Genomic DNA, 25,647 nt, shown 5'->3' with positions numbered 1-25,647 from the left:
ATTTATTGTTCATAAAGAATACAAATTAAGGCAAAGTAGTATCGTAGCCACCACTAATAAAACAATACTAAGATGAGGCACTTTCCTGATGTTAGTTTTAAAATGCATTACTTGTTTTAAAATCCTAAATCTCTTTCTATTTCTTCCATTTCAATTATGTCATGTGCTTCCAATAAAGACGGAACTACAGTCAGTTTTGCAGGAACTGCATTATAATCAAAATCAGCAGTAACGATAACAAACGATTTTTTAGCTTTTTTATGAAGTTTTGACAACGGCATAAATAATTTAATATCATTTGTAGTCAAATCTGTGTGCTTTAAAAGATCAACAATGATGTTGTGTTTTTCAAATGTTTTATATTGATGCGTAATCTTCATTAGAAAAGAAGTAAAATCACCCTGAGTATCTCTAATGTTAATTGTGTGTCCTTTTTGATCTACTTTCATCTTTATTAATTTTTAGGTCTACTTTTCGTAGATGATTTCACAAATAGCTGTTTTGCATTTTTTTACCTTAAACTATTGAATTTTTGAAGCCAAAAGATAAATTACCGCCATTCTAACAGCGACACCGTTTTCGACTTGGTTTAGAATTACAGATTGATTGGAATCAGCCACTTCGCTAGTAATCTCTACACCGCGATTGATAGGTCCAGGGTGCATAATAACAATCTCTTTGTTCAAGGAGTCTAAAATAGTTTTATCTACACCATATTGCTGTGCATATTCTCGTGTAGAAGGAAAAAAATTCACATCCATTCTTTCGTTTTGCACGCGTAACATATTGGCCACATCGCACCACTCTAGGGCTTTTATCAAATTAGGTTCAACCGTTACACCAAGAGATTCAATATATCTTGGTATAAGCGTTTTTGGTCCGCAAACTTTAACTTCTGCACCTTGCATTTTCAACGCATAAATATTAGACAAAGCAACTCTTGAATGCAAAACATCACCAACAATTACCACTTTTTTTCCACCAACTTCACCTAGTTTTTCGCGAATGGAATAACTATCTAATAATGCTTGTGTAGGATGCTCGTGCGCCCCATCACCGGCGTTTACAATACTGGCTTTTACGTTTTTCGATAAAAAATAAGCAGCACCAGGATTTGCATGACGCATGACTACCATATCAACTTTCATCGAAAGTATATTATTAACGGTATCTATTAGAGTTTCTCCTTTTTTGACTGAAGATTGTGCTGCCGAAAAACTAATAACATCAGCAGATAAACGTTTTTGAGCTAATTCGAATGAGAGTTTTGTTCTAGTACTATTTTCGAAAAAAATATTGGCGATGGTAATATCTCGTAATGAAGGTACTTTCTTGATTGGTCGATTGATAACTTCTTTAAAATGATCGGCTGTTTCAAAAATGAGGTCAATATCATTCTTATTGATGTATTTAATACCTAATAAATGATTTACGCTTAATTCTTTCATTTTTGTTTACGATTATAATTTTTAATAGCTAGTATTGAAACAACCTAACTGGTAATTAAATACACCCCGTCTTCTCCCTCATTTTCTTTCCAACTTACTTTTACTTTTTCATTATTAATCGCATCAACTTGTCGGCCTCTATAATCCGGTTGTATGGGTAAATTGCGGCTGAAACGTCTGTCAATAAGAACTAAAAGTTCAATTTCTGATGGTCGGCCAAATGATTGTATAGCTGTTAAAGCAGAACGAATACTGCGCCCTGTAAATAATACATCATCTATAAAGATGACTTTTTTATTTTCAACGATAAAATTAATTTTGGTTTTATTGGCTTCTAATGGCTTGTCAGTTCTTCTAAAATCATCTCTAAAAAAAGTAATATCGAGATAACCTAGCTGAATTTCTGGAGTTTGATATTCTTTTTCTAAAATTTCTTTTAAGCGCTCAGCTAAAAAAACACCTCGGGGCTGAATTCCTACTAATATTGTATCGGTAAAATCTAGGTGTTTTTCAATTAATTGACAAGCCAAACGATGCAATATGATAGTAACTTCTTTTGCAGTAAGTAATACTTTTTGGCTCATTGTACTTGTGTAATTTTGTTTGTCAAATATACAAATTCAAATGTATCATTTTATAAATAAAAATATAGAAAATGTATGCTCCAATATTTCGACCAGCAGCGATATTTTGAAAGTCAATTTTATAACAATCTATAAAAATTATATAACAAATACTTTCAGGCAAACTGTAATTTTGAAAATTAATAATTAATAGTTTAAAATATAAAACCATGGAAACAAAAATAACAAGAATACTAATGCTGTTACTAATATCCCTTTCATTTACAAGTTGTTCCATTATTGAAGGTATATTTAAAGCGGGAATTGGTGTTGGTATATTTATAGTTGTTGCAGTGATAGCCATTATAATCTTTATTATTAGCAAAATTTTCGGCAGAAAATAAACAACAATACTTTCGAATTAATATTTGAAACCAATTCAAAAAAAAATCTCCCACTATTGCGGGAGATTTTCTACTTTATATAAATCACTTTTTATATGGTATACATTTTAGTTCTTAATTCCTGAACACCTTCGTTATCCAAGTATTCATCAAACGTCATATATCTATCAATAGCTCCATTTGGAGTTAATTCTACTACTCTATTTCCAACGGTTTGAGCAAATTCATGATCGTGTGTGGTGAAAATTACGGAACCTTTATAATTTTTTAATGAGTTATTGAAAGCCGTAATCGATTCCAAATCCAAGTGGTTGGTAGGCTCATCCAGCATTAAAACATTGGCTCTTTCCATCATCATTCGTGACAACATACAACGCACTTTTTCTCCTCCTGATAATACTCTGCAGGTTTTTAAAGCTTCTTCTCCCGAGAAAATCATCTTTCCTAGGAAACTACGGATGTTTACCTCATCACGCTCTTCTTCCGTTTTTACCCATTGACGCAACCAATCTACAAGAGAATAATCGCTTTCAAAAAATGAATGATTATCACCTGGCAAATAGGCTTGGTTAGTTGTAACTCCCCAATCAAAAGTTCCTGAATCTGCGGTTTGATTTGCGTTTAATATTTCATAAAAAGCAGTTGTCGCTCTTGAATCTTTAGAAAAAAGAACAATTTTATCACCTTTTGCCATATTCAAATCGACACCTTTAAACAAAATTTCTCCATCAATAGAGGCGCTTAAGTTTTGTACATTCAAAATTTGATCTCCCGCTTCACGCTCTTGGTCAAAAATGATTGCAGGATAGCGACGGCTTGATGGTTTTATCTCAGAAATATTCAACTTACTAATCATTTTTTTACGAGAAGTAGCTTGTTTAGACTTGGCCACATTCGCACTAAAACGACGAATAAATTCTTCTAGTTCTTGTTTCTTTTCTTCTGCTTTTTTGTTTTGTTGCGCACGTTGTTTTGCGGCTAATTGGCTGGATTCATACCAGAAGGTATAATTTCCAGAATAATGATTTATTTTACTGAAATCAATATCCGAAATATGTGTACAAACTGAGTCTAAAAAGTGTCTGTCGTGAGATACTACAATTACAGTATTTTCATAATTAGCCAAGAAATTTTCTAACCACGCGATCGTTTCAAAATCCAAATCGTTGGTGGGCTCATCCATAATAAGCAAGTCTGGATTCCCGAACAAAGCTTGCGCCAAAAGCACTCTAACTTTTGTTTTTCCTTCCAAGTCCCCCATTAAAGTATAATGATGCTCTTCTGTAATTCCTAGATTAGACAACATTGATGCGGCATCAGAATCAGCATTCCAACCATTCATTTCTTCAAATTGTACTTGCAACTCCCCTATTCTGTCTGCATTAGAATCGTTGTAATCTAAATACAAAGCATCCATTTCTTTTTTGATTGAGTACAAGGTTTTATTCCCCATCATTACGGTCTCCAATACGGTACTCTCATCAAACATGTTGTGGTTCTGGTTTAAAACCGACATCCGTTTTCCTACCTCTAAATGGATATGTCCAGAGGTTGGATCCATTTCACCCGCTATTATTTTAAGAAAAGTAGATTTTCCAGCGCCATTGGCTCCGATAACGCCATAAATATTACCGTGTGTGAAGGTCGTATTTACTTCGTCAAACAAAATTCGTTTGCCAAACTGAACTGATAAATTATTGACTGTTAACATGAATGTTTATTTTATAAAATTTTTGCAAAAATACGAAAAAAATACTGATTTACTGAACTCAAAAAAAATACATTTTTAGCAGTTTTGAATGATAAAATCTAACTTATTTAATTATAATTTCAACTTTATTTCAGGATCATAATGACACTATTTTTTCAAACAAAAGTCAGATTAAATTGAGTCAACTAATTTTTTCAAACTTCCATACACTGCTAATTCTACATCTGAAGGACTTCTTTCATTGCATTTTTCCAATAAATCTTGTAATAACACTTGGTTAACTTTTTGTTTTTTATCTATTACAAGCAAAAGCTGCTGAGATACATCACTTAAACTTTTTGATAAAGGCAACAACGGTAGTATTAGGGGAGCATTAGCACTCAACGCAATTAAATTAGAGTTTAAGGCAATCCACTTCTTGAAAAAATCGGTTACCACAGCTTTATTTTCCTTGATTTTATTCGCTAAATAATTTTTCACAGCGGCATTAAAATCTAGTGCTTCCGGAGCATCCGCGTTACAAGCATCCGCGAATAAGGTTAACGGGGAATGCATGCGGTATTTCTTTCCGCCACCATTGCGTTTGTAATTTTTTAGTGGCTCACAAAGGTTCGAAAAATCATTCAATGCGCGTGTATCTTGGTTGTTGCTGATGTTTCTTAAAATCACTTCTTTGTTTCTAATATGAGTAATTCCAAGTTCTTCTAATCGAAAAGAAATCGTTTTCAACCTTTTGCGCAAGCTGTTCATATCATTTACATCGGCGTTTGACCATAATCGCTCGGCTATTGCGGCGGTTCGTGGCCAAATCCTAGAATCTATATTTAATGGCGTTACAAGTTCGCTCCACATGGCAGCTTCTCCTCCTAAAACCCTTGCTTTTTCCTCTGGAGTAAGAATGATCTTTTTAGGCAAGGGATCATTCAAATAATGACTTTCTAAACCTAGCATCAAATCGATATAAAACCCATTGGACAAAATAGTATTGTATCCGCTTTTTGCAGCTTTGATTAATGCTCCGCCAGCTTCTTGACCTTCATTTGTTCCTCTCCAAGCATGAATTATGGCGTCTTTAGACATGTTTTCGGTCATTATTTCCTCCCAACCCATTAATTTTTTGTTATGTTTTCTTAGCATTGGAATCAACTTCATGTTAAAATATGTTTGCAAATCATTCTTGTTTCCTATACTATTTTCTTTCATAAATTGCTGAATAGTTGGGTTTACCTTCCATTCCTTGCCATTGTTCTCATCACCACCAATATGAAAGTAACTGCCCGGAAATAGTGGGCATACTTCATCAAAAATAGAATTTAATATTTCATATGTTTTAGAATTAGTAGGATCTAAAGTTGCGTTATAAATACCTGAATTACGCTGTACTTCATAGGATACTTTGCTATCACTTACTTTGCTCCCAATTTCTGGATACGCCGTCAACAGTGCCGAAGCATGTCCCGGTACATCAATTTCGGGAACTATTAAAATTCCACGGTCATCTGCATATTTTACAATGTTTTTTATTTCCTCTTGCGTATAAAAATTTCCATCCGAAGCTAATTTTGTTAATTTAGGATGGTTTTTCAATTCAATTCTCCATCCTTGGTCATCGGCTAAATGCCAATGAAAAACATTCATTTTCATGGAAGCCATAGCATCAAGATTTCTTTTGATGACATCAACTGGTTGGAAATGTCGAGCTGCATCTATCATTAGTCCTCTCCAAGTAAAACGTGGTGCATCTGATATTTCAACAATTGGAAAATAATAGGTAGTACTGTTGTTTTGTAGTAATTGCAAAAGTGTTTCTAATCCATGTAAAGCACCTAAATCTGTAGTTGCATCGATTGCTATTCTACTGGAAGTAACTGTTAGCCGATAACTTTCGTCTTCATTGATTTCTATTTTTCCATTTCGAGTACAATTTATTTGTAATTCGGCTTCGGGATATTCATTGGTTTTAGTCAAAAAGGCTTGCTCTAAAAACAATCCTGTTCTGCCATCCAATCGACGTAAAAAGTTAGTTGCACCAATAAAAATTCTACCATTTGGTTCCCCTGTAATATTTATTTTAAAGCTCTTGCTTAAAGCAAAAGTACCTTCGGTTAAATTTATATTTTGAGGCCAAGGCATAAGGTTCAATTGCTCTTTTTGTATTTGAGCATTTGAAACCATGCCAGCAAATAATAGAATTAAAATGAATTTCATAAGAAGTTGGTATTGTAGATTTTTAAAATTTCGATAAACGCACAGTTATATTTAGAGAATAGGTTTTAAAATAATAGGTTCAAATACACTTCTGCTTTATTTTTAAAGTACACTTTCTACTTTATTTTTTAATGATTGTTAAAGATACCTTTTTTAAATAGCGAGAAAAAAACAAATTGACAGTTCCTAAAAAGTAGGTCGTAAAATTATTGTATTCTCTAAATTTAAACTCAATATTACAAAATAACCCAATACTCTAATTTGTAGCCTGTTCTTTAATTGTTTTGCATGCAGTAAACTTTGAAAAAAAAGCAGACATTTAGAACAAAAAATGGTTATTTAATAATTATATCAACATTTAGCGTGATTTATTTTTTTTTAATTTACTTAACAAATATATTTACAATCTTGCAATCGAATCAAATTCAATTCAATAATCATTAACCAAATTAAACCTATGAATTCAGAACAAACTAAGTCCAATAATTCCGCACTTTATACGCTAATTACCGTATTTTTCTTCTGGGGATTTATTGGAGCATCAAACGGAATTTTCATTCCATTTTGTAAAGCTAAATTTGGCTTAGACCAGTTTCAAAGTCAACTTATTGATTTTGCTTTTTATGGTGCGTATTATGTTGGAGCTTTATTGCTTTTCATATTTAGTAGTATTGCCAAAAAAGACATTCTAAACGGATGGGGATTTAAAAAAGGAATTATTTATGGATTACTGATCAGTACTTTGGGTGCTGTATTAATGATAGTAGCAGTAACTCAAGGTAGTTACCTTTTTATTCTTGGAGCTTTATTTATAGTAGCACTTGGTTTTTCATTGCAACAAACATCAGCTCAACCTTTTGCAGCATCCCTTGGAGAACCGCATTCAGCATCCAGTAGATTAAATCTTGCGGGAGGTATAAATTCATTAGGAACCACAATTGGTCCAATCGTAGTTTCTATTGCTCTGTTTGGAGCAATACCTTTAATTGAAGTAGATGACAAATTCATAAAAAGATTTGCACAAAAAGCGGATTCACTTGATTCAATGATTACTTTATATATTGCTGTTGGTGGTCTTTTCTTATTAGCAGCAGCCTTATTTAATTTTTCTAAAAAATTACCTTCAGGAAAAAGTGACTCAACATTTAAAACAGCAAATAAAGCTATGAAAACGCTGATTGCAATTACGGTAACATTAATAGCTATTTTTGCTTTCATATTTTCTAGATACGAAGATGCTGACTTTATCCAACATTTTATCACAAACAACGAAAAAGATTATTTAGGATTAGCATTAACCGCTACAACACTTTTAGTCATTGTTATTGGATTATTATTTGCTAATACAACAGCACAAAAAAATCCTGAAGGATGGGGCGCCATGAAATACCCGCAATTGGTTTTGGGAATGCTTGCCCTTTTCTCTTATGTAGGTGTCGAGGTTACAATAGGAAGTAACCTGGGTGAGTTATTGAAAACGGATGTGTTTGGATCCATTACTGGTCCTGCACTTGCACCCTATATGTCTATGTACTGGGGAAGTTTAATGATTGGTCGTTGGGCTGGTGCTATTACCGTTTTTAACCCATCATCACAATTAAAGAAAATCTTATTAATCGTAGTTCCTTATATCGCTTTTGGCGTGGTATTGGCCGCTAACGCAATTTCTGGTCAAGATGTAACACCGTTATATGCTTACGCATTCGTGATTTTGTTTCAAATTACTGGTTTCTTTTTAGGGAAAGATCAACCATCAAGAACCTTAATGATATTTGGTTTAATGGGAATGACAGCCATGCTTATTGGTTTATTCACTACTGGAACAATAGCTATTTTTGCTTTTATGAGCGGTGGATTATTCTTAAGCATTATGTGGCCATCTATTTTCTCATTGGCAATTGCAGGATTAGGTAAATACACTTCGCAAGGTTCTGCCTTTTTGGTTATGATGATTCTAGGTGGTGGAATTATTCCGCCATTACAAGGAAAACTAGCCGATATCATCGGAATTCATGCTTCCTACTTTATTCCTGTTTTATGTTTTGCATTCATCGCATTCTACGGATGGAAAGTAATTGGAATTTTAGAAAAACAAGGAATCGGAAAAGAAATAGAAGTTGGTGGAGGACATTAATTTCATTACAAACTAACCAAAACCAAACCAACCAAAAAACTCCCATTATGCTAAGCAAAATGGGAGTTTTTATTTATTCCGAAATAGGTAATCTGCAATATTAAATCTATTTATTTCCTTTCTCGAAATCAGCAACAAATTGCGCCAATCCAATATCCGTCAAAGGATGTTTCAATAAGCCATAAATTGCCGAAAGTGGTCCCGTCATTACATCAGCACCAATTTTAGCACAGTTTACAATGTGCATTGTGTGACGCACTGAAGCTGCAAGAATTTGAGTTTCATACCCGTAATTATCATAAATCAGTCTAATTTCTTCAATTAAAGCCAAACCGTCTGTAGACACATCATCCAAACGACCAATAAATGGAGAAACGTAAGTAGCACCCGCTTTAGCTGCTAGTAAAGCTTGCCCAGCAGAAAATACTAAAGTGACGTTTGTTTTAATTCCTTTGTCAGAAAAGTATTTAGCCGCCTTAACACCCTCTTTGGTCATTGGCAATTTAACCACAATTTGCTCGTGTAAATCTGCTAATTCTTCGCCTTCTTTAATCATTCCGTCATAGTCAAGCGCATTTACCTCGGCACTAACATCACCATCAACAAGGTTACAAATATCTACATAATGTTTCAAAATGCTGTTTTTTCCTGTAATGCCCTCTTTGGCCATCAACGAAGGATTTGTTGTAACGCCATCCAAAACGCCTAATGCTTGTGCTTCCTTAATTTGAGCTAAATTAGCCGTGTCAATAAAAAATTTCATAATATATAATTTAATTGTGTGTTTCTAATTCTTTGGGCGTGACCCTCCGTAAAAACTTCGGGTCAGGCTTTCCGCTGTATCCTCGCTAAAAAGCGAGGGATGCCGCTGCAATCCTTCACGCAAATTGCGTACAAAATTACAACTTATAATTACTTAAGAGAATTCTTTTTATTCAATTCTTGCAATTCATTTCTAATTTCCTCTAATAAATTAAGTGTATCTTCTCTATAAAGTTCAGCATTATTAATTTTATTACTTAATGATTTCAGAATATAATATACAGTAAAAAATATTCCAGCAATAATTAATATGCTAAAAAAAATTGGTAAATAATCGGCAATAATACTCATAGACTAAATTTTATAATGGTTCATAAGCATTTTTTCATATACTTTATCCGGAAGAATTCGCTTCAAGACAATCGAAAATTTTTGTATCAGAGCGCCTACTTTATAATGAATTTTGGGACTTGGATTTTGAATAATAGTATAAATGGCCGCTGCCATTTCATTAGGATTACCACCATTGTCTACATGTGCATTCATTGTTTTTAATGAAGTTCCGTAGGTTTGCTCATAAGCAGATCCTTTCAATACAGGTGCGTGAAAACGACCTGCTGCAATATTGGTTGCGAAATCTCCTGGTGCCACATTTGTTATAGCAATCCCAAAGGATTTTACTTCCATACGCAACGACTCTGTTACCAATTCAAGCGCGCCCTTTGAAGCGGAGTAAATACTGCGATACGGTAACCCCATGTAGGCCGCAATAGAGGTAATATTAATAATCAACCCAGATTGTTGTGTGCGCATTTGTGGCAATACCGCTTGCATCACTGCGATAGGACCAAAGAAATTAGTCTCAAAATTGTTCTTAATCTCTTGCATCGGAATTTCTTCTAGTGGTCCCGTAATACCAATACCTGCATTGTTAATTACTACATCCAGTCGACCAGTGAGCGCTATAACTTTGGCAACAGCCGCTTGAATGGATTCTGTATCACGGACATCCAAAGTCACTAAAGGAAAGACTGAATTCGAGATGCGGTCTGGGTTTCTGCTAGTACCATAAACGATAAAGCCTTTTTGATGCAGATACTCCCCCATCGATTTCCCAATTCCTGACGAACCGCCTGTTATTAAAACTACTTTACCCATTAGTATTGCTATTTGTGCTAGAAGAGTCCAAAAATAAAAAAATCCTCCCGAAGGAAGACCAAATATTGTTTTAAATTTCGAAAAGAATCTGAAAATCAGTTAAATAAAAAATGGCAAGCGACCTACATCGCACCGCTCAACCACGTACCCTTGCTATGTTCCCATCCTGGGGGAGTCTGCAGGAGCTGGTCGTGTAGGACTTGCCGGTGCAAATATACAACCTTTTTATATTTTCGCAAGAGCTTTAATCATTAAAAATATCGTTGTATATTGGTACATCAAAAAAAGAAACTATGAGAAATTATAACTTGCTATCTATCATTTTATTAGGAATCACCTTAGCCAGCTGTTCAGACACAAAAAAAAATGAAAATACTTTATTTCCCTTTGATAATTCAAAATTCAAGGAACTATACAACCCAAAAGAGTCGCTTTCATTGTCAATTTTGAACTCAAATTCTAAAACTATTGACAGCATCATCTATTATGTAAATGATAAAAAAGTTGGTTCAAAAAAAGGAGTTGAGAAATTGTCTTTTGAACTTAAAGATCAAAAACTAGGATATCAAAACCTCAAAGCAATAGTCTACTATGAAGGTCAAAATGCTGAGGCCAGTACAAGAGTAGAATTAGTTTCAGACATTCAACCTAAATTATTAAAATATACTATTCTCAATACGTATCCGCACGATACATTAGCCTACACACAAGGATTAGAGTTTTATCGTGACACTTTATATGAAGGAACGGGTCAATATGGTAAATCTAGTTTACGAAAAACAGATTACAAAACGGGAAAGGTTTACAAACAAACTGACCTTGATTCCAAATACTTTGGAGAGGGAATTACAATTCTGAACAATAAAGTATACCAACTAACATGGCAAAATAATGAAGGATATGTTTATAACGCAGATACGTTCCAGAAAGAGAAAACGTTTACGTATTTTAAACCTATTGAAGGATGGGGATTGACAAATGATGGGAAAAATTTATACCAATCGGACGGAACCGAAAAAATCTGGATTATGGATCCAACTACCTTAAAAGAAGTAGATTATTTGAACATTTACTCTTTTGAAACTAAGATAAAATCCATTAATGAACTAGAATGGATCGATGGGAAAATTTACGGTAATGTGTATCAAAAAGATGCCATCGCCATAATAAACCCTAAAAATGGTGCCGTAGAAGCGATCATCGATCTTGCCGGTTTAAAGAAAAAAATCACAAAATTACCAGATACCGATGTCCTTAACGGAATCGCTTACAATCCTAAAACGAAAACCATTTTTGTAACTGGAAAAAATTGGGATAAAATGTTTGAAATTAAAATTTCAGAATAACAGTATCTAAATGATCACATTAATTGTAAATATTAAAGAATTATTGCAGGTTCGGGAAACAGCAATCGATAAAGTTTGTGGTACCGAAATGGCCATTCTTCCCACAATTAAGAATGCTTTTTTAGTAATTAATGACAACCTAATTGCAGATTTTGGTTCGATGGATCATTTGCCTAAAATAAACGCAGATAAAACTATTGATGCAACAGGAAAAATCGTTTTACCCTCTTGGTGTGACAGTCATACGCATATTGTTTATGCGGGTAACCGCGAACAAGAATTTGTAGATCGAATCAATGGTATGACTTATGAAGAAATTGCCAATCGTGGTGGTGGAATCCTAAATTCAGCAAAAAAACTCAATGAAACTGCCGAAGAAGAAATTTACAATCAATCAAAAATTCGGCTCGAAGAAATGATGCGTTTGGGAACTGGAGCAGTAGAAATTAAATCTGGCTACGGATTAACAGTTGATGGTGAGTTAAAAATGCTTCGAGTAATTCAACAATTATCTCAAAACTTTCCAATTACTATCAAAACAACATTCTTGGGCGCTCACGCTTTCCCATTAGAATTTAAAGAAAACCATAAAGGCTATATTGATTTAATAATTAATGAAATGCTTCCTGAAATTGCTAAAAATAAACTAGCAGATTTTATAGATGTCTTTTGTGAAACTGGATATTTTTCAGTGGAGGAAACCGAACAAATTATGGAAGCAGGAATTCAATTTGGCTTAAAACCAAAAATTCATGTCAATCAGTTTAATTCGATTGGCGGAATTCAGGCTGGTGTAAAATACAAGGCCCTTTCTGTAGATCATCTTGAAATAATGAAACCAGAAGATATTGAAGCGTTAAAAAATACGGAGACAATGCCTGTTGCATTACCTTCATGCTCTTATTTTTTGAGTATTCCTTATACTCCAGCACGAAAAATGATTGCAGCGGGACTTCCATTAGCACTCGCAACGGATTATAATCCAGGTTCTACTCCATCCGGAAATATGAACTTTGTTGTAGCTACTGCTTGTATTAAAATGAGAATGACACCCGACGAAGCCATAAATGCTGCTACAATAAACGGAGCTTATGCTATGGGGATATCTGAAACCCACGGAAGCATTACCATTGGTAAAAAAGCCAATCTAATTATTACCAAACCTATTCCCTCCTACAATCAAATTCCTTACGCTTTTGGCAGTAATCTAATTGAAACTGTATTGATTGAAGGTGAAATTTTTTCATAAAAAAAGAGGAACATTACGTTCCTCTTTTGATTTTTATTTTCTAATTTTCTTATTTCAAAGTAAAACTAGTTTTTGAAACCAATTGATTTTTTTCAAAAATATTTACATAATAAGTTCCTTTTGGAAAATCTTTACCTCGCAAGTTCTCTGTTACATCAATAGTTTTATTTTCGTAATTAATATTCGAAATAAAACTATACACGAGAGTATCGTCACCAAAAGTTTCTGATTTCTTGTCTCCTAGAACATTGTTTTTACTATCGATAACCTGAACGTAATATGATTTTGTACCTGATTGTGCAACTTGATTTTCTGCAATTGTGTAACTTATTCTTAGAACATCAGCTCTGCTCGCTTTATCAGTAGAAACCTCTTTACCAGAGCTTTTCAATTTAAATGCTGAACCCCTTGTGTTCAACACCGTCAATTTAGCTGCCTTTTCTACAACTCTAGATAATTCTTCATTTTGTCCAGTTAGCGCTTCGTTGTATTTCTTAGATTCGCCTAGCACTACAACGGTACTATCACGTTGTGCGGTAAGTGTTGTATTTGCCTTTTTTAACTGATCATTTTCAGCTATTAAAACCTTCATGTTTCCTTGTAAAGAATTGTATTGCGATCTGTATTTAGCTAAAGATGCAACATCTCCTTTTGACTTATTTAAATCAGACATCAAGTTAACTACTTTGTCTCTTTCTTGAATTAATTCATCAGACATCGATGTGTTTTCTGCAATAGCAGCATCGTAAGTCGATTTTAATTCTTCCAGATCCTTCATCACTGTTTCTTTATCGCTTAGTGTGGTTTTCAATTCTGTTTTTACGGTTTCGGTATCTGAAGTCAATTTAAAAATATAAACCAAACTCCCCACTAATAATATAGCTAATATTGCTACAACCGCTTTGAGACTTGAACTACTTTTTTGATTTTCCATTTTTAGTTTTAATTTAATTTATTTTACAAATTTAACAATATATAACCACCTCATAACGTCAGTTAATGTATTTATATTATTTTTGATGAAAAATATTTTTTTTAATGGAAAAAATAATACCATTTACCATCAAAGATCTTGCGAAGATTACGAACCATCGCAGTGGTGAAATCAAATTTGGTGAGAAAATGATAACTGTACCAAAAGACACTGATCCATTAACGTTTCTTACAACTTGTGAAGCAAAATATGTGTTGTTTGGAATCCCAGAGGATATAGGCATTAGAGCGAATTTCGGTAGACCTGGCGCTGCTTCAGCTTGGGATAGTGCCATTAAAAGTATTGCTAACATCCAGCACAATCGATTTTGCAAAGGAAACCAACTTTTTATTTTAGGCCAACTGAATGTTAGTGCCGAAATGAAAGAGGTAGAGCATTTGGATTTTAATGATATTGACGATCGTTCTAAACTGAGTCAATTGGTAGAAAAAATTGATAAAGATGTTTCTCATATTATTTTTAATATTATTAAATTAGGAAAAATTCCTATAATAATAGGAGGCGGACACAATAATGCTTACGGAAATATTAAAGGTTCGGCTCTAGCCAAAGGAAAACCAATCAATGCCATAAACTTTGATGCGCACTCCGATTTTAGAATTTTAGAGGGACGACATAGCGGGAACGGTTTTTCGTATGCTTTTGAAGAAGGGTTTTTAAAAAAATATTTTATTTTCGGTTTACACGAAAATTACACTTCAAAAAGCGTCTTAGATATTATAAAAAAAATAGAAGATCGTGTACGATACAATACCTACGATAGCGTAAACATTCGAAAAGAAAAAGATTTCAATCAAGAAATGGCTCTAGCTTTAGAGTTTATAAATGACGATTTTTTTGGAATTGAAATTGATTTAGATTCCATTCCAAATATTGCCTGTAGTGCAATGACTTTGAGCGGTTTTTCAGTGGAGCAACTTCGTCAATTCATTTCTTACTTTGCAAAAAATAAAAACGCAACCTACTTGCATATTTGTGAGGGTGCGCCTGATCTAGGTGAAGAAAAAAACAATCACTTGATAGGTAAACTTATAGGTTACTTAGTCACCGATTTCATGAAATCAAATTCAATTTAATCCGTACTGAAGGTACAGTTTTGTATTTAATTTGTAGTGATTCAACTCTTAAATCCTATATAAAAAACCATCAAAAATAATAATCCTATCTTTGTTGCACTATTTCTGTACTTATTACAGGATATTTAATACCAAAAATATGTTATTCGAAGATTTATCACTTTCTAAAAGTATACAAAAAGCCGTATTTGAGCAAGGCTACCTTAACCCTACTCCCATTCAAGAACAATCAATACCAATTGTATTATCAGGCAGAGATTTAATTGGTTGTGCTCAAACAGGAACAGGAAAAACAGGTGCATTTGCCATACCAATTATTCATCAATTACACCGAATTGTTGGTTCTTCAAAGAAAGCAAAACAAATTCGTGCCTTAGTGGTAACACCTACCAGAGAATTAGCAGTGCAAATTGGACAAAGTTTTGATACGTATGCAAAATACACCAATCTGACTCAGCTTACGATTTTTGGTGGAGTATCACAAAATCCACAAGTAGATACTTTAAAAAATGGGGTTGACATTTTAATCGCGACACCAGGGCGTTTGCTAGATTTACATAAACAAGGTTTCATCGATTTAGACCACTTACATGCTTTAGTACTCGATGAAGCTGATCAAATGCTTGATATGGGATTTGTAAATGATGTCAAGAAAATTGTAAAGCTTACGCCAAAAAACAGACAGACCTTATTTTTCTCGGCTACAATGCCAATTGCCATCCGAGAATTAGCTGAAATGTTTTTGACTGATCCTGCAACTGTTAGTGTTTCGCCTGTATCATCAACCGCTGAAAATGTAGAACAACGAGTATATTTTGTTGAAAAGGGTGAAAAAAGAAACTTATTATACCACCTGATTAATACTGAAAAGCTAACGGATGTTCTAGTATTTTCGAGAACCAAACACGGTGCTGATAATGTTGTAAAAGCGTTGCGAAAAAATAATATCGCTGCAGAAGCCATTCATGGTGACAAATCACAAAATGCAAGACAACGCGTATTAGATGCTTTCAAGAATAAAGAAGTTGGTGTATTAGTTGCTACTGATATTGCTGCACGAGGAATTGATATTGACCAATTACCCGTTGTTATCAACTTTGATCTACCAAATATACCTGAAACCTACGTGCACCGAATTGGTCGTACTGGACGTGCTGGAAATGGTGGTATTGCAATCTCTTTTTGTAGTAAAGATGAACATACCTACTGGAAAGACATTCAAAAACTTATAAAAGTAGATGTAAAAACGGTTAGTGATCATCAATATCATTGGCATTCTGGAAGTCCTGAACTGCCGGCAGGTTCACAGCAAAAAAATTCAAACCGAAGCGGAGGAGCACACAAATCAAGAAAATCGGAAGTTTCTAAACAAAATAAAAAACGTTGGTATTGATCTAGTATATATTCTAACATAAAAAACGCCTTTTGTTTTGGTAACAAAAGGCGTTTTTATTTTTAATTTTTTGATTGCTTGTTTAATGCAACTTGATTTTGTGTGTCGTACTATTTTTTTGATTTAGAAGTTAGTATTTTGATAATTTCAAATAATTTAAAGGAGTCAAATGGTTTTATTATAATGTCATTGATTCCTGCTGAAAGTGCTTCTTCGGTAATTTCAGCTTTATTAAAGGCTGTTAATGCTACAATAGGAATATCAATTCCTTTGAGCCGAATTAGTTTTGTAGTTTCAAAACCATTGATTAACGGCATGTTTATATCCATTAAAATTAAATCGAAATTCTCCTTTTCTAAAATATCTAAGGCATCATATCCATTGTCTACAACACTACATTTGTAATTATTTTTTTCAATTGTTTTTCGGGTAATCATTTGATTTATTCGATTATCCTCCACTACCAAAACATGTATCATTTGTGTGGAACTAATTTCTACTTGTATGTTATTAATAATTTCGGCCGTTCGTTCCATATTGTGTTCAAACGCAATTACAAATTGAAATTCAGTTCCTTTCCCAACAGAACTTTGAAGTGAAATATCACTATCAAAAAGGCCTAAAAGCTGCTTAACAATAGAAAGCCCTAAACCAGTTCCTTGATAATCTGTTTCTTTTCTATTAACTTGCACAAATTTATCAAAAATCTTTTCTTGATCTAAAGGGTCAATTCCAATCCCATTATCTTGAATTTTAAATTCTAAAAAATAAAAATTGTTCTCCACCTTTGCCAGATTAACATGGATACTTACTACTCCATTTTTTGTGAACTTTAATCCATTACTGACTAAATTCATAATGATTTGAGAAAGGCGTAACTTATCTCCAATTAAATACTCTGGAATGCGATCATCAATATTCACAATGATTTCGTTGGCATTGGTTTTAGCCATAAAGGAGAGCGAACTTTTAATCATTTCAATTTCATCAGAAATATTAAAAGTTAAACTTTCCAGGACAATTCTATTATCTTCAATTTTATTTATTTGCAAGATATCATTCACTAATGATAATAAATAACGCGCTGAAAATTTTAAAGAATTTAAATGCGGACTATTAACTAGTTCTTTATGCTCATCCAGCAACATATTAGTAATTCCAACTACACCATACAAAGGGGTTCGTAACTCATGACTTATTGTAGAAAAAAATTGTGCTTTTAGCGCAGATACTTCTTCTATTTTTTCTTTGGCAGCTAAGAGTTCTGTATTGGTTTGAGACAGCTTTATGTTCGCTTTTTTCTTAAAACTATTATTTTTGAATAAGGTATAAAGTAATACTATTAAAATACAAACAATCAGAACAAACAATCCTACAATGATTTTTGATTTGCGAATACTTTGTTCTTGTGCCAGTTTCTCTGATTCAATTTTATCAATTTCTCTTTTGTAGGCATCTAATTCTAAATTTATACCTACTAAATTAGCTTTTTCAAGCTTTTCTTTGTTGTATAAATCGTTGGTGATAGTATTGTAAAGTGTAAGATTTTCATACGCCTTTTTGTAATCGCTATTTTTCAACAAATGTTTAGAATACTCCAGGTAAGAATACGATAAATCAGACTTCTCATTTCCTTGATTTCCAAATTTAATGGCTTCTTCAAAAAAGGAACTAGCAGCATCTTGATTCCCTTTATTTGAAGAATACATCCCATTCAACAAATTTACTGCGACTACAGTACTTTCATCTCCAAATGTTTTGTTGTATTTGTTGATAAACTCTAAACTTGGGAAACCTTTTTCAAAAAAACCACTATCAAAATAAGCCCAAGCAATATTTAATTTAGTCATAAAAACCTGATAATTATCAGCTAATTTTTGGCTATAAATTAATGAATTCTTGTAATAGTTGATTCCTTTATCATATTGCATTTTCTCAAAACAATAAATATTACCTAAATTATTAAAGATTTTTTTTCTTAAGGTATCATTATTTGTTTCTTGAGCATAAGAAAGGCTCCTGTTGTAAAAAAATATTGCTTTATCAAACTCAGCCATCTCCGCATAATTTCCAGCAATAATTGTATAAGAAATGGCTGCAGATCGTAAATCATTACTTATCATGGCTGAACGAAGTGCCACTTTAGAAATATTTAGCGATTTCTCAAAATTAGCATTCTTTAAGTAGCGGGATGCTTTATCGTTTAATTTGGTGATTTCTTGCTGAGAATATACTTTTGTTTGCGCGAATGAATCTCCGCCAAAAAGATATACACCAAAGATTAAAATTAAAACAATACGTAGATGTTGCATAAACAAATAATATTTATCAAATATACATTTTATTGTTAAAAAATAAAGGAATAATTATATCGTATCTATTAAAATAAATTGAATATGTGTAATTTTAAAAAGGTGATTAATTGTGCTAAAAACGAATCATTTAAATTTTATAAAAAAACCCGTTCAATTGCTTGAACAGGTTTCATATGATAAGTGCATTTATAAAATACTTTCAATTATTATTACACTGGCAAAACTTCATTATCATTTTCATCGTCACCTTCCCACTGCCCAACAACTGATGTAGCTAAAGCATTTCCTAAAACATTTGTGGCGCTGCGGAACATATCACAAAAATGGTCAATTGGCAAAATTAATGCGATACCTTCAATTGGAATATCAAACATTCCGCACGTAGCGGCAACTACAACTAAACTCGCTCTTGGAACACCTGCAATCCCTTTGCTGGTAAGCATCAAAACTAAAAGCATAGTCATTTGAGTTCCTAAATCTAAATCAATTCCGTAGGCTTGAGCTATAAAAATACTAGCAAAAGTCATGTACATCATACTACCATCTAAATTAAATGAATACCCTAATGGCAACATAAAAGAAACTATTTTATGTTTAACACCAAAGCGTTCCAGCTCCTCTGTCAATTTTGGAAAAACGGCTTCACTGCTCGTTGTTCCAAAAGCAATAATTAAAGGACTTACAATTCTTTTAAGTAAAACAGTCATTCTACTTTTTAGAAAAATATATCCCACCACTATCAATACCAACCAAAGCGAAGAAATACCAACTAAGAAAGAACCAAAAAACTTAAAATAAGTAATTGCTAATTCTTGAAAATCTCGTACTGCAAATACGCCAGCTATAGCTCCAAAAACTCCAATTGGAGCAAATTTCATCACATAATTCACCATTTTTAGTACAATGTGTGATGTTTTATCTAAAGCATTGATAACAGGCTTAACATAATCTCCTAATGAAGCAGCAGCTAAACCGAAGAAAATAGAAAAAATTACAATTTGCAAAATTTCATTGGTAGCTAATGCTTCAAAAATACTTTTAGGTACAATATGCTCAATAAAATTTTCAAAAGATATATTTTGAGTTTTCGCTGTTACATCAGCTGCAGTACCCAAATCTATATTTGATAAATTAAGTCCCACTCCAGGTTTTAATAAATTTACAAACAACATCCCTAACAACAATGAGATAAACGAGGCTGTAAAAAACCAACCCATCGCTTTACCACCAATTCTTCCTACTGCTTTGATATCACCTAATTTTGCAATTCCTACAACGAGTGTTGTAAAAACAAGAGGTGAGATAATCATTTGCACCAACCTAATAAATATTGTTGCTAATATTTTAACTTTTGCACTAAAACCTTGAGCTGCTTCAGCTGATATTGAATTATGGATAACGATGCCAAGAATAGCACCTAACACCATTGCAATTAATATTTGTCCTGTTAATCCCGAAAAAAAGGATGGTTTTTTGGTTGTTTTGGTATTCATTAAATTGGTTTTTAGATTAAATTTATTCTATATTTTCATACAAATACTTCTCAAGGCAAGAACTTTAGTTAACTAAATTACCTTGTATTTTTTATTAAGAAATGGAGGTAAGAAAATAAAAAGAAAAACGTAACGATTAATTATAAATAAGTTTTGTTTATCAAATAAAAATCGGCTAAGACGATAGCTGCCATGGCTTCAACAATAGGCACTGCGCGCGGCACCACACAAGGATCATGACGCCCTTTTCCTGTCATCTCAGTAATTGCACCTGTATTGTCTAATGATTCTTGTTTTTGCATAATTGTGGCCACAGGCTTAAACGCAACACGGAAATAAATATCCATACCATTGCTAATTCCGCCTTGTATGCCTCCTGAAAGATTCGTTCTGGTGCTACCATTTGCATTAAACAAGTCGTTATGTTCACTTCCTTTCATCTGTGATCCTTCAAAACCACTTCCAAATTCAAATCCTTTTACAGCATTAATTGAAAGCATTGCTTTTCCTAATTCAGCATGAAGTTTATCAAAAACGGGCTCGCCAAGTCCTAAAGGTACATTTTGAATTACACAGGTCACAATTCCGCCTACAGTATCTCCTTGTTTTCTAATATCTCGAATATAATCCTCCATTACAACTGCAGTTTCTGCGTCTGGACAACGAACAGGATTTTTTTCTATGTTTGAAAAATCTAATTCTTGATAGGATTTCTCCAAAAAAATTGGCCCTACTGAGGAGACATAGGCATTAATTTTAATCTCTGAAAGCATTTGTTTGGCTACAGCTCCTGCCACTACTCTACTTGCAGTCTCTCTTGCAGAACTTCGTCCGCCACCACGATAATCTCGAATACCATATTTTTTTTCATACACATAATCAGCGTGGCTGGGTCTGTAATTGTCTTTTATATGAGAGTAATCATCTGATTTCTGATTAGTATTAGGAATAATGAACCCAATAGGTGTTCCTGTAGTTTTACCTTCAAAAATCCCAGATAGAAATTGAACATCATCTGGTTCTTTGCGCTGGGTAACGATCGCGGACTGTCCCGGTTTTCTTCGAGACATTTCCATTTGAATGGCATCAAAATCTATCGATATTCCTGGAGGACAGCCATCAATTATACCACCTAGCGCCTCACCATGTGATTCACCAAAAGTTGTTAACCTAAAAAGAGTTCCAAAACTGTTTCCTGCCATTATATTACGTTTTGAACAAAAGTACCATTTTACTTCAAAGGTAAAAAGTTTATACCCACATTTTAGAATAAAGATTCAAACGGTTTTAGACATTTATTGTTATAAAATTAACTTTGTGTTGCATTTCTTAACGCACTTTTTGATTTCATTCACTAAAAATTCAATTATTTTGATAAACTTTAAATTCAAAAAACCATTGAAAAAAAGAAAAGTCGAGTTGGTGGTGATTTCTGATGTACATCTGGGAACTTTTGGCAGTCATGCGAAAGAACTATACAATTACTTAAATTCTATAAAACCAAAAACGCTTATATTAAATGGAGACATTATTGATATATGGCAGTTTAGAAAATCCTATTTCCCAAAAGCACATCTAAAAGTTATTCAAAAAATAATAGGTTTTGCTACAAAAGGAACTAAAATATACTACATCACAGGCAATCACGATGAAATGCTTCGGAAATTTAGTGATATCAACATGGGTAATTTAGTTTTAGTAGATAAATTAGTACTAGAACTTGATGGTAAAAAAGCATGGATATTTCATGGAGATGTATTTGATTCGTCTGTTCAACATTCAAAATGGATTGCTAAACTTGGCGGCTTAGGATATGATTATTTAATACTTTTGAATCGTTTTGTTAATTGGTGTTTGTTTAAAATAGGAAAAGAGCCTTACTCATTTTCTAAGAAAATAAAAGCTAGCGTAAAAAAAGCAGTAAAGCACATCTCTGATTTTGAAGAAACAGCAACAGAGCTAGCTATTGAAAAAAAATATGATTACGTTATTTGTGGACATATACATGAACCAAAAATGATTTATAAAGAAAACAAAAACGGGAAGATATTATATTTAAATTCAGGTGATTGGATAGAGAATTTAACGGCATTGGAGTACAATAAAAAACGATGGAAGATTTATAATTATTGTGAAACTGATCCTGTTGAAGAGGAGAATCTTTTTGAAATGGAAGATGTTTTAAGCAATCAAATTATGGCATCAGCGCTTTTTTCCAAACAAAACATCTTATAATTAAAAATTTAATTGCTGCTGTTATTTTTACAAAAACGTAAATTATATAACTTTTATAGAAAATTTTATAAGACATGCTCTCAACTTAATTATAAATTTGTACCTATAAAAACAGACTTATGAAAAAAATTATTTTATCGGCAATTATGTTAATTGGATTAGCATTTACCGCACAAGCACAAGACATCTCAAAAAACGCATTAGGTTTACGTTTTGGTAGTAATAATGGTTTCGGTGGTGAACTTACTTACCAAAGAGCCTTAGGAAGCAACAACAGATTAGAACTTGATTTAGGTTTGAGAAACAGAAGTAACTATAATAACAGTAGTTATGATGATAATGCACTAAAATTAACAGCTTTGTACCAATGGGTATGGAACATTGATGGTGGTTTTAACTGGTATGCTGGTGTAGGTGGTGGAGTAGGAAACTACAGCTATAACATTGATGGTAATAAATACAGTGATACTTTTGTATATGCTGCTGGAAATATCGGTATTGAATATGACTTTGATATTCCTTTGTTAATCTCTTTAGATTTCAGACCTGAGTTTGGTGGAAATGGATACTACAAAGACAATTATGGTTCTGATGTAGCTTTAGCATTGAAATATCAATTCTAGTATTTTAGACAATATATTAAAACGCCACTAGAAATAGTGGCGTTTTTTTTATTTAAAAATAATATCTTTCTTAGAATTTATTTTGACTACACAAAAAGGATTTGTAAAAGCTTGTGTAACCATACTACCTGGTTCCGGGCTAGTTTCTTTTATAGTGATAACAATATTTTTATCGGTTTCAACTACAGTATCAATACCTATACTATAACCTCCCGTGGATTTTTCTCCCATATTCAAAACTAAAAAATTAGAAGTCTGAACATCATTTGGATTAATTTTATTTTTTAAATTTTCATCATTCTGTAACATGGCTATTTGATTCGGTTCAGAAAGGATTTCAAAAAAACGAATACTTGCACCTCCATTTGACTGCTGTGTCAAGACTTCAAATAAAGAATTATTCTCGGAATTTTTTGTTGCTTTTGTTCCGCAGGAAACTAAAGCTAAAGCTACTAATGACACTACTATTTTTTTCATTGCTAGATTTTATTGATTAATAGATCAAAATGTAGGTCTTACTACATTCTATTATTGAAAAATATAAAGTCTATGCGTATTTTTCTATGGCTTTTTTATACAAAGCCTCATAAAGTGGCAATATGTTTTTGATATCAAATTGTTTCGCAACTGCCAATGCATTTTCTTTAAATTTTTGCAGAATAACTTCATCTTTTAAAATTTTTAAAGCATTTTGTGCCATTTCATCTGTATTTCCCACATCGCTAAGATATCCAGAGATACCATCAAAATTTACTTCTGGTAATCCTCCAGAATTACTTGAAATTACTGGGACACTCCAAGCCATAGCCTCAAGTGCGGCAAGTCCAAAACTTTCTGTTTCTGATGGCAATAAAAATAAGTCTGTGTAGCTCAAAATTTTATCAATCTCGTTACTGTTCCCAAAAAAGATGACTTTATCCAAAATTCCTAGTTCCTGACACAAATACTCCGCTTTTTCTTTTTCTGGACCATCTCCTACCATCATCAATTTAGCCGGCATCTCTTTTTGAATATTGTAGAAAATTTTTATTATATCTGGAATTCGTTTTACTTTTCTAAAGTTACTAATATGGGTAATGATTTTCTCTTCTTTAGTAGCCATCAATGAACGGTTACAAGCAGTGCGCGGATCATTTAAATTGTTATTTAATTCAATAAAGTTCGGAATAACCTCAATTTCATTTTTGATGTTGAATAATTTTTGAGTGTCGTCTTTCAAACTTTGGGAAACCGAAGTAACAAAATCTGATTTATTAATACTAAAAGTAACTGCTGGTTTATAAAAGGGATGATTTCCAACTAAGGTTATATCTGTTCCATGTAATGTTGTAACCATTGGGATATTAATTCCTTCATCTTTCAACATTTGCTTTGCCATATAGCCCGCATAAGCATGTGGAATTGCATAATGAACATGAAGCAACTCAATTTTATATAATTTCACCATGTCTACTAATTTACTCGACAAGGCCAATTCGTATGGTTGGTATTGAAATAAAGGATACTCTGGAACATTTACCTCATGGTAATGTACATTAGGATTCAAAAGTGCTAAGCGAACCGGTTGACTGTATGTAATAAAATGGATTTCGTGACCACGTCGTGCTAATTCAAGTCCCAATTCTGTTGCGACAACACCACTTCCTCCAAAGGTAGGATAACAAACTATTGCAATTTTCATCTCTGTATTTTAGTGAAACGAAATTACTAAAAATTGGAATTGGTTTTATGGAAATTTTAGTTAAATAAGAACCGATTATTAAATCTAATTCCTTGAATATTTAAACTTTTAAAATAATTATAAGAACTACCATTATTACTAAACAATAGCTAATCGTGATTGAAAATCATTTCCTATCGGTTCTCTACTTTTTTATTTATCCATTTATTCACTTTGTAGGTAAGATACGCTGATCCACTACCGATAATCGCGCCAGTAACTACATCACTAGGATAATGAACTCCTAAATGCATACGGGAATAGCCAACGGTGCTTGCCCAAATAAAAGTAGGGGCAATAACATACCATTTGGGATAGGCCAAACTGAGCGAGGTAGCGGTTGCAAAAGCCAAAGAAGTATGGCCAGAAGGAAAAGATTCTCCTGTAGAAGATGAAACTTGATCAATATCTGGGTAAGTTTCAAACGGTCGATCCCGTTTTACTGCTTTTTTTAATGCTAAAGTAATAAATCCATTAACTAGGAATGATTCACCGATAAAAATAGCCTGTTTCTTAATAGTGCTGTCTTTTTTAATTAATCCAACAGTAAACAAAAGAATAGGAGCTCCAATACTCACTGGAGCCGCACTATTGGTAACAAATTTAAAAGTTAGATCTAAACTTTTATTTCTATTTATATTGATATCACGAAGCAAATTAATATCAACATTTTGAGCATTGACAAAAGTTATGCTAAAAAGCACAACCCATATTTTTATTTTTGCAAAAGCTGAAATCGTATTTTTCATTAAGTTATTTTTAGAATGGTAATATGGGCTAAATACTGGTAACTAAAACACATTCTTACACTATTG

General features: G+C 33.0%; 22 protein-coding genes and 1 other RNA gene. 7 read left to right on the top strand and 16 right to left on the bottom strand.

Going from position 1 to position 25,647, the window contains the following annotated elements:
- Positions 1-116: 116 nt before the first annotated feature.
- The 5 genes from ACNQGB_RS13360 to ACNQGB_RS13340 all read right to left on the bottom strand — a co-directional run bounded on the left by ACNQGB_RS13360 (position 117) and on the right by ACNQGB_RS13340 (position 6,334).
- Complete coding sequence (locus tag ACNQGB_RS13360) at positions 117-449, bottom strand: ribonuclease Z (protein WP_309759786.1); 333 nt, start codon at positions 447-449, stop codon at positions 117-119.
- Between the two features lie 72 nt (positions 450-521).
- Complete coding sequence (locus ACNQGB_RS13355; RefSeq protein WP_417944283.1) at positions 522-1,448, bottom strand: aspartate carbamoyltransferase catalytic subunit; 927 nt, start codon at positions 1,446-1,448, stop codon at positions 522-524.
- 44 nt (positions 1,449-1,492) lie between these two features.
- On the bottom strand, positions 1,493-2,032 hold the full coding sequence (pyrR, locus tag ACNQGB_RS13350) for a bifunctional pyr operon transcriptional regulator/uracil phosphoribosyltransferase PyrR (protein ID WP_417944285.1): 540 nt from the start codon (positions 2,030-2,032) through the stop codon (positions 1,493-1,495).
- A 474-nt stretch (positions 2,033-2,506) separates the two neighbouring features.
- Positions 2,507-4,126 carry an ABC-F family ATP-binding cassette domain-containing protein gene (locus tag ACNQGB_RS13345; RefSeq protein WP_417944286.1) on the bottom strand — a complete coding sequence of 540 codons (1,620 nt, stop codon included), beginning with the start codon at positions 4,124-4,126 and terminating at the stop codon, positions 2,507-2,509.
- Between the two features lie 171 nt (positions 4,127-4,297).
- Entirely contained in the window at positions 4,298-6,334 is a 2,037-nt protein-coding gene (locus ACNQGB_RS13340) for a beta-N-acetylhexosaminidase (protein ID WP_417944287.1), read from the bottom strand.
- Between the two features lie 457 nt (positions 6,335-6,791).
- On the opposite strand from ACNQGB_RS13340, the gene ACNQGB_RS13335 reads away from it, so the two are divergent.
- Positions 6,792-8,468 (top strand): MFS transporter, encoded by a 1,677-nt coding sequence (locus tag ACNQGB_RS13335; protein ID WP_417944288.1) that lies wholly within the window; start codon positions 6,792-6,794, stop codon positions 8,466-8,468.
- Between the two features lie 106 nt (positions 8,469-8,574).
- Here ACNQGB_RS13335 and fsa read toward each other — a convergent pair whose 3' ends face one another.
- From fsa to ffs, 4 genes are all read right to left on the bottom strand, one after another.
- Entirely contained in the window at positions 8,575-9,231 is a 657-nt protein-coding gene (gene fsa, locus ACNQGB_RS13330) for a fructose-6-phosphate aldolase (protein WP_417944289.1), read from the bottom strand.
- Positions 9,232-9,380: 149 nt separating this feature from the next.
- A complete protein-coding gene (locus tag ACNQGB_RS13325; protein ID WP_417944290.1) occupies positions 9,381-9,581 on the bottom strand; it encodes a hypothetical protein in 201 nt (66 codons plus the stop codon).
- A 3-nt stretch (positions 9,582-9,584) separates the two neighbouring features.
- Positions 9,585-10,388 carry an SDR family oxidoreductase gene (locus ACNQGB_RS13320; RefSeq protein ID WP_417944291.1) on the bottom strand — a complete coding sequence of 268 codons (804 nt, stop codon included), beginning with the start codon at positions 10,386-10,388 and terminating at the stop codon, positions 9,585-9,587.
- A 108-nt stretch (positions 10,389-10,496) separates the two neighbouring features.
- Positions 10,497-10,594, bottom strand: an RNA gene (ffs, locus tag ACNQGB_RS13315) — signal recognition particle sRNA small type.
- An 87-nt stretch (positions 10,595-10,681) separates the two neighbouring features.
- On the opposite strand from ffs, the gene ACNQGB_RS13310 reads away from it, so the two are divergent.
- Together ACNQGB_RS13310 and hutI are read left to right on the top strand one after the other, a co-directional pair.
- Entirely contained in the window at positions 10,682-11,734 is a 1,053-nt protein-coding gene (locus ACNQGB_RS13310) for a glutaminyl-peptide cyclotransferase (RefSeq protein WP_417944292.1), read from the top strand.
- 10 nt (positions 11,735-11,744) lie between these two features.
- Complete coding sequence (hutI, locus tag ACNQGB_RS13305; protein WP_417944293.1) at positions 11,745-12,983, top strand: imidazolonepropionase; 1,239 nt, start codon at positions 11,745-11,747, stop codon at positions 12,981-12,983.
- A 49-nt stretch (positions 12,984-13,032) separates the two neighbouring features.
- Here the strand turns inward: hutI and ACNQGB_RS13300 are convergent, their stop codons facing one another.
- A complete protein-coding gene (locus ACNQGB_RS13300; protein ID WP_417944294.1) occupies positions 13,033-13,917 on the bottom strand; it encodes a hypothetical protein in 885 nt (294 codons plus the stop codon).
- 104 nt (positions 13,918-14,021) lie between these two features.
- Here ACNQGB_RS13300 and ACNQGB_RS13295 point away from each other — a divergent pair, with 104 nt between their 5' ends.
- Both ACNQGB_RS13295 and ACNQGB_RS13290 read left to right on the top strand, forming a co-directional pair.
- Positions 14,022-15,053: a formimidoylglutamase gene (locus ACNQGB_RS13295; RefSeq protein WP_417944295.1), complete on the top strand. Its 1,032-nt coding sequence runs from the start codon at positions 14,022-14,024 to the stop codon at positions 15,051-15,053.
- Between the two features lie 139 nt (positions 15,054-15,192).
- Positions 15,193-16,446: a DEAD/DEAH box helicase gene (locus tag ACNQGB_RS13290; protein WP_417944296.1), complete on the top strand. Its 1,254-nt coding sequence runs from the start codon at positions 15,193-15,195 to the stop codon at positions 16,444-16,446.
- 110 nt (positions 16,447-16,556) lie between these two features.
- Here the strand turns inward: ACNQGB_RS13290 and ACNQGB_RS13285 are convergent, their stop codons facing one another.
- The 3 genes from ACNQGB_RS13285 to aroC all read right to left on the bottom strand — a co-directional run bounded on the left by ACNQGB_RS13285 (position 16,557) and on the right by aroC (position 21,456).
- On the bottom strand, positions 16,557-18,758 hold the full coding sequence (locus ACNQGB_RS13285) for a response regulator (protein WP_417944297.1): 2,202 nt from the start codon (positions 18,756-18,758) through the stop codon (positions 16,557-16,559).
- Positions 18,759-18,970: 212 nt separating this feature from the next.
- On the bottom strand, positions 18,971-20,254 hold the full coding sequence (locus ACNQGB_RS13280) for a dicarboxylate/amino acid:cation symporter (protein ID WP_417944298.1): 1,284 nt from the start codon (positions 20,252-20,254) through the stop codon (positions 18,971-18,973).
- 140 nt (positions 20,255-20,394) lie between these two features.
- The gene (aroC, locus tag ACNQGB_RS13275) at positions 20,395-21,456 is read right to left on the bottom strand and encodes a chorismate synthase (RefSeq protein WP_417944299.1); all 1,062 of its coding nucleotides are present in this window, start codon (positions 21,454-21,456) and stop codon (positions 20,395-20,397) included.
- Positions 21,457-21,652: 196 nt separating this feature from the next.
- Between aroC and ACNQGB_RS13270 the strand changes: the two genes are divergently transcribed.
- Together ACNQGB_RS13270 and ACNQGB_RS13265 are read left to right on the top strand one after the other, a co-directional pair.
- Positions 21,653-22,489 carry a UDP-2,3-diacylglucosamine diphosphatase gene (locus ACNQGB_RS13270; RefSeq protein WP_417944300.1) on the top strand — a complete coding sequence of 279 codons (837 nt, stop codon included), beginning with the start codon at positions 21,653-21,655 and terminating at the stop codon, positions 22,487-22,489.
- 119 nt (positions 22,490-22,608) lie between these two features.
- On the top strand, positions 22,609-23,112 hold the full coding sequence (locus tag ACNQGB_RS13265; protein ID WP_417944301.1) for a hypothetical protein: 504 nt from the start codon (positions 22,609-22,611) through the stop codon (positions 23,110-23,112).
- Between the two features lie 48 nt (positions 23,113-23,160).
- Here the strand turns inward: ACNQGB_RS13265 and ACNQGB_RS13260 are convergent, their stop codons facing one another.
- From ACNQGB_RS13260 to ACNQGB_RS13250, 3 genes are all read right to left on the bottom strand, one after another.
- The gene (locus ACNQGB_RS13260; protein ID WP_417944302.1) at positions 23,161-23,589 is read right to left on the bottom strand and encodes a protease complex subunit PrcB family protein; all 429 of its coding nucleotides are present in this window, start codon (positions 23,587-23,589) and stop codon (positions 23,161-23,163) included.
- A gap of 70 nt (positions 23,590-23,659) precedes the next feature.
- A complete protein-coding gene (bshA, locus tag ACNQGB_RS13255; RefSeq protein WP_417944303.1) occupies positions 23,660-24,793 on the bottom strand; it encodes an N-acetyl-alpha-D-glucosaminyl L-malate synthase BshA in 1,134 nt (377 codons plus the stop codon).
- Positions 24,794-24,966: 173 nt separating this feature from the next.
- Complete coding sequence (locus ACNQGB_RS13250; protein ID WP_417944304.1) at positions 24,967-25,581, bottom strand: phosphatase PAP2 family protein; 615 nt, start codon at positions 25,579-25,581, stop codon at positions 24,967-24,969.
- Positions 25,582-25,647 lie beyond the last annotated feature (66 nt).

It is taken from the genome of Flavobacterium frigidum, from assembly GCF_048286795.2.
Note: the sequence above shows the minus strand (reverse complement) of the source record. Positions and strands in the feature narration are given on the sequence as shown.

What these genes read in the sequence shown, in the direction of transcription:
- ACNQGB_RS13360 (WP_309759786.1), bottom strand. Translation starts at nt 449, where the DNA reads ATGAAAGTAGATCAAAAAGGACACACAATTAACATTAGAGATACTCAG.
- ACNQGB_RS13355 (WP_417944283.1), bottom strand. Translation starts at nt 1,448, where the DNA reads ATGAAAGAATTAAGCGTAAATCATTTATTAGGTATTAAATACATCAAT.
- pyrR (WP_417944285.1), bottom strand. Translation starts at nt 2,032, where the DNA reads ATGAGCCAAAAAGTATTACTTACTGCAAAAGAAGTTACTATCATATTG.
- ACNQGB_RS13345 (WP_417944286.1), bottom strand. Translation starts at nt 4,126, where the DNA reads ATGTTAACAGTCAATAATTTATCAGTTCAGTTTGGCAAACGAATTTTG.
- ACNQGB_RS13340 (WP_417944287.1), bottom strand. Translation starts at nt 6,334, where the DNA reads ATGAAATTCATTTTAATTCTATTATTTGCTGGCATGGTTTCAAATGCT.
- ACNQGB_RS13335 (WP_417944288.1), top strand. Translation starts at nt 6,792, where the DNA reads ATGAATTCAGAACAAACTAAGTCCAATAATTCCGCACTTTATACGCTA.
- fsa (WP_417944289.1), bottom strand. Translation starts at nt 9,231, where the DNA reads ATGAAATTTTTTATTGACACGGCTAATTTAGCTCAAATTAAGGAAGCA.
- ACNQGB_RS13325 (WP_417944290.1), bottom strand. Translation starts at nt 9,581, where the DNA reads ATGAGTATTATTGCCGATTATTTACCAATTTTTTTTAGCATATTAATT.
- ACNQGB_RS13320 (WP_417944291.1), bottom strand. Translation starts at nt 10,388, where the DNA reads ATGGGTAAAGTAGTTTTAATAACAGGCGGTTCGTCAGGAATTGGGAAA.
- ACNQGB_RS13310 (WP_417944292.1), top strand. Translation starts at nt 10,682, where the DNA reads ATGAGAAATTATAACTTGCTATCTATCATTTTATTAGGAATCACCTTA.
- hutI (WP_417944293.1), top strand. Translation starts at nt 11,745, where the DNA reads ATGATCACATTAATTGTAAATATTAAAGAATTATTGCAGGTTCGGGAA.
- ACNQGB_RS13300 (WP_417944294.1), bottom strand. Translation starts at nt 13,917, where the DNA reads ATGGAAAATCAAAAAAGTAGTTCAAGTCTCAAAGCGGTTGTAGCAATA.
- ACNQGB_RS13295 (WP_417944295.1), top strand. Translation starts at nt 14,022, where the DNA reads ATGGAAAAAATAATACCATTTACCATCAAAGATCTTGCGAAGATTACG.
- ACNQGB_RS13290 (WP_417944296.1), top strand. Translation starts at nt 15,193, where the DNA reads ATGTTATTCGAAGATTTATCACTTTCTAAAAGTATACAAAAAGCCGTA.
- ACNQGB_RS13285 (WP_417944297.1), bottom strand. Translation starts at nt 18,758, where the DNA reads ATGCAACATCTACGTATTGTTTTAATTTTAATCTTTGGTGTATATCTT.
- ACNQGB_RS13280 (WP_417944298.1), bottom strand. Translation starts at nt 20,254, where the DNA reads ATGAATACCAAAACAACCAAAAAACCATCCTTTTTTTCGGGATTAACA.
- aroC (WP_417944299.1), bottom strand. Translation starts at nt 21,456, where the DNA reads ATGGCAGGAAACAGTTTTGGAACTCTTTTTAGGTTAACAACTTTTGGT.
- ACNQGB_RS13265 (WP_417944301.1), top strand. Translation starts at nt 22,609, where the DNA reads ATGAAAAAAATTATTTTATCGGCAATTATGTTAATTGGATTAGCATTT.
- ACNQGB_RS13260 (WP_417944302.1), bottom strand. Translation starts at nt 23,589, where the DNA reads ATGAAAAAAATAGTAGTGTCATTAGTAGCTTTAGCTTTAGTTTCCTGC.
- bshA (WP_417944303.1), bottom strand. Translation starts at nt 24,793, where the DNA reads ATGAAAATTGCAATAGTTTGTTATCCTACCTTTGGAGGAAGTGGTGTT.
- ACNQGB_RS13250 (WP_417944304.1), bottom strand. Translation starts at nt 25,581, where the DNA reads ATGAAAAATACGATTTCAGCTTTTGCAAAAATAAAAATATGGGTTGTG.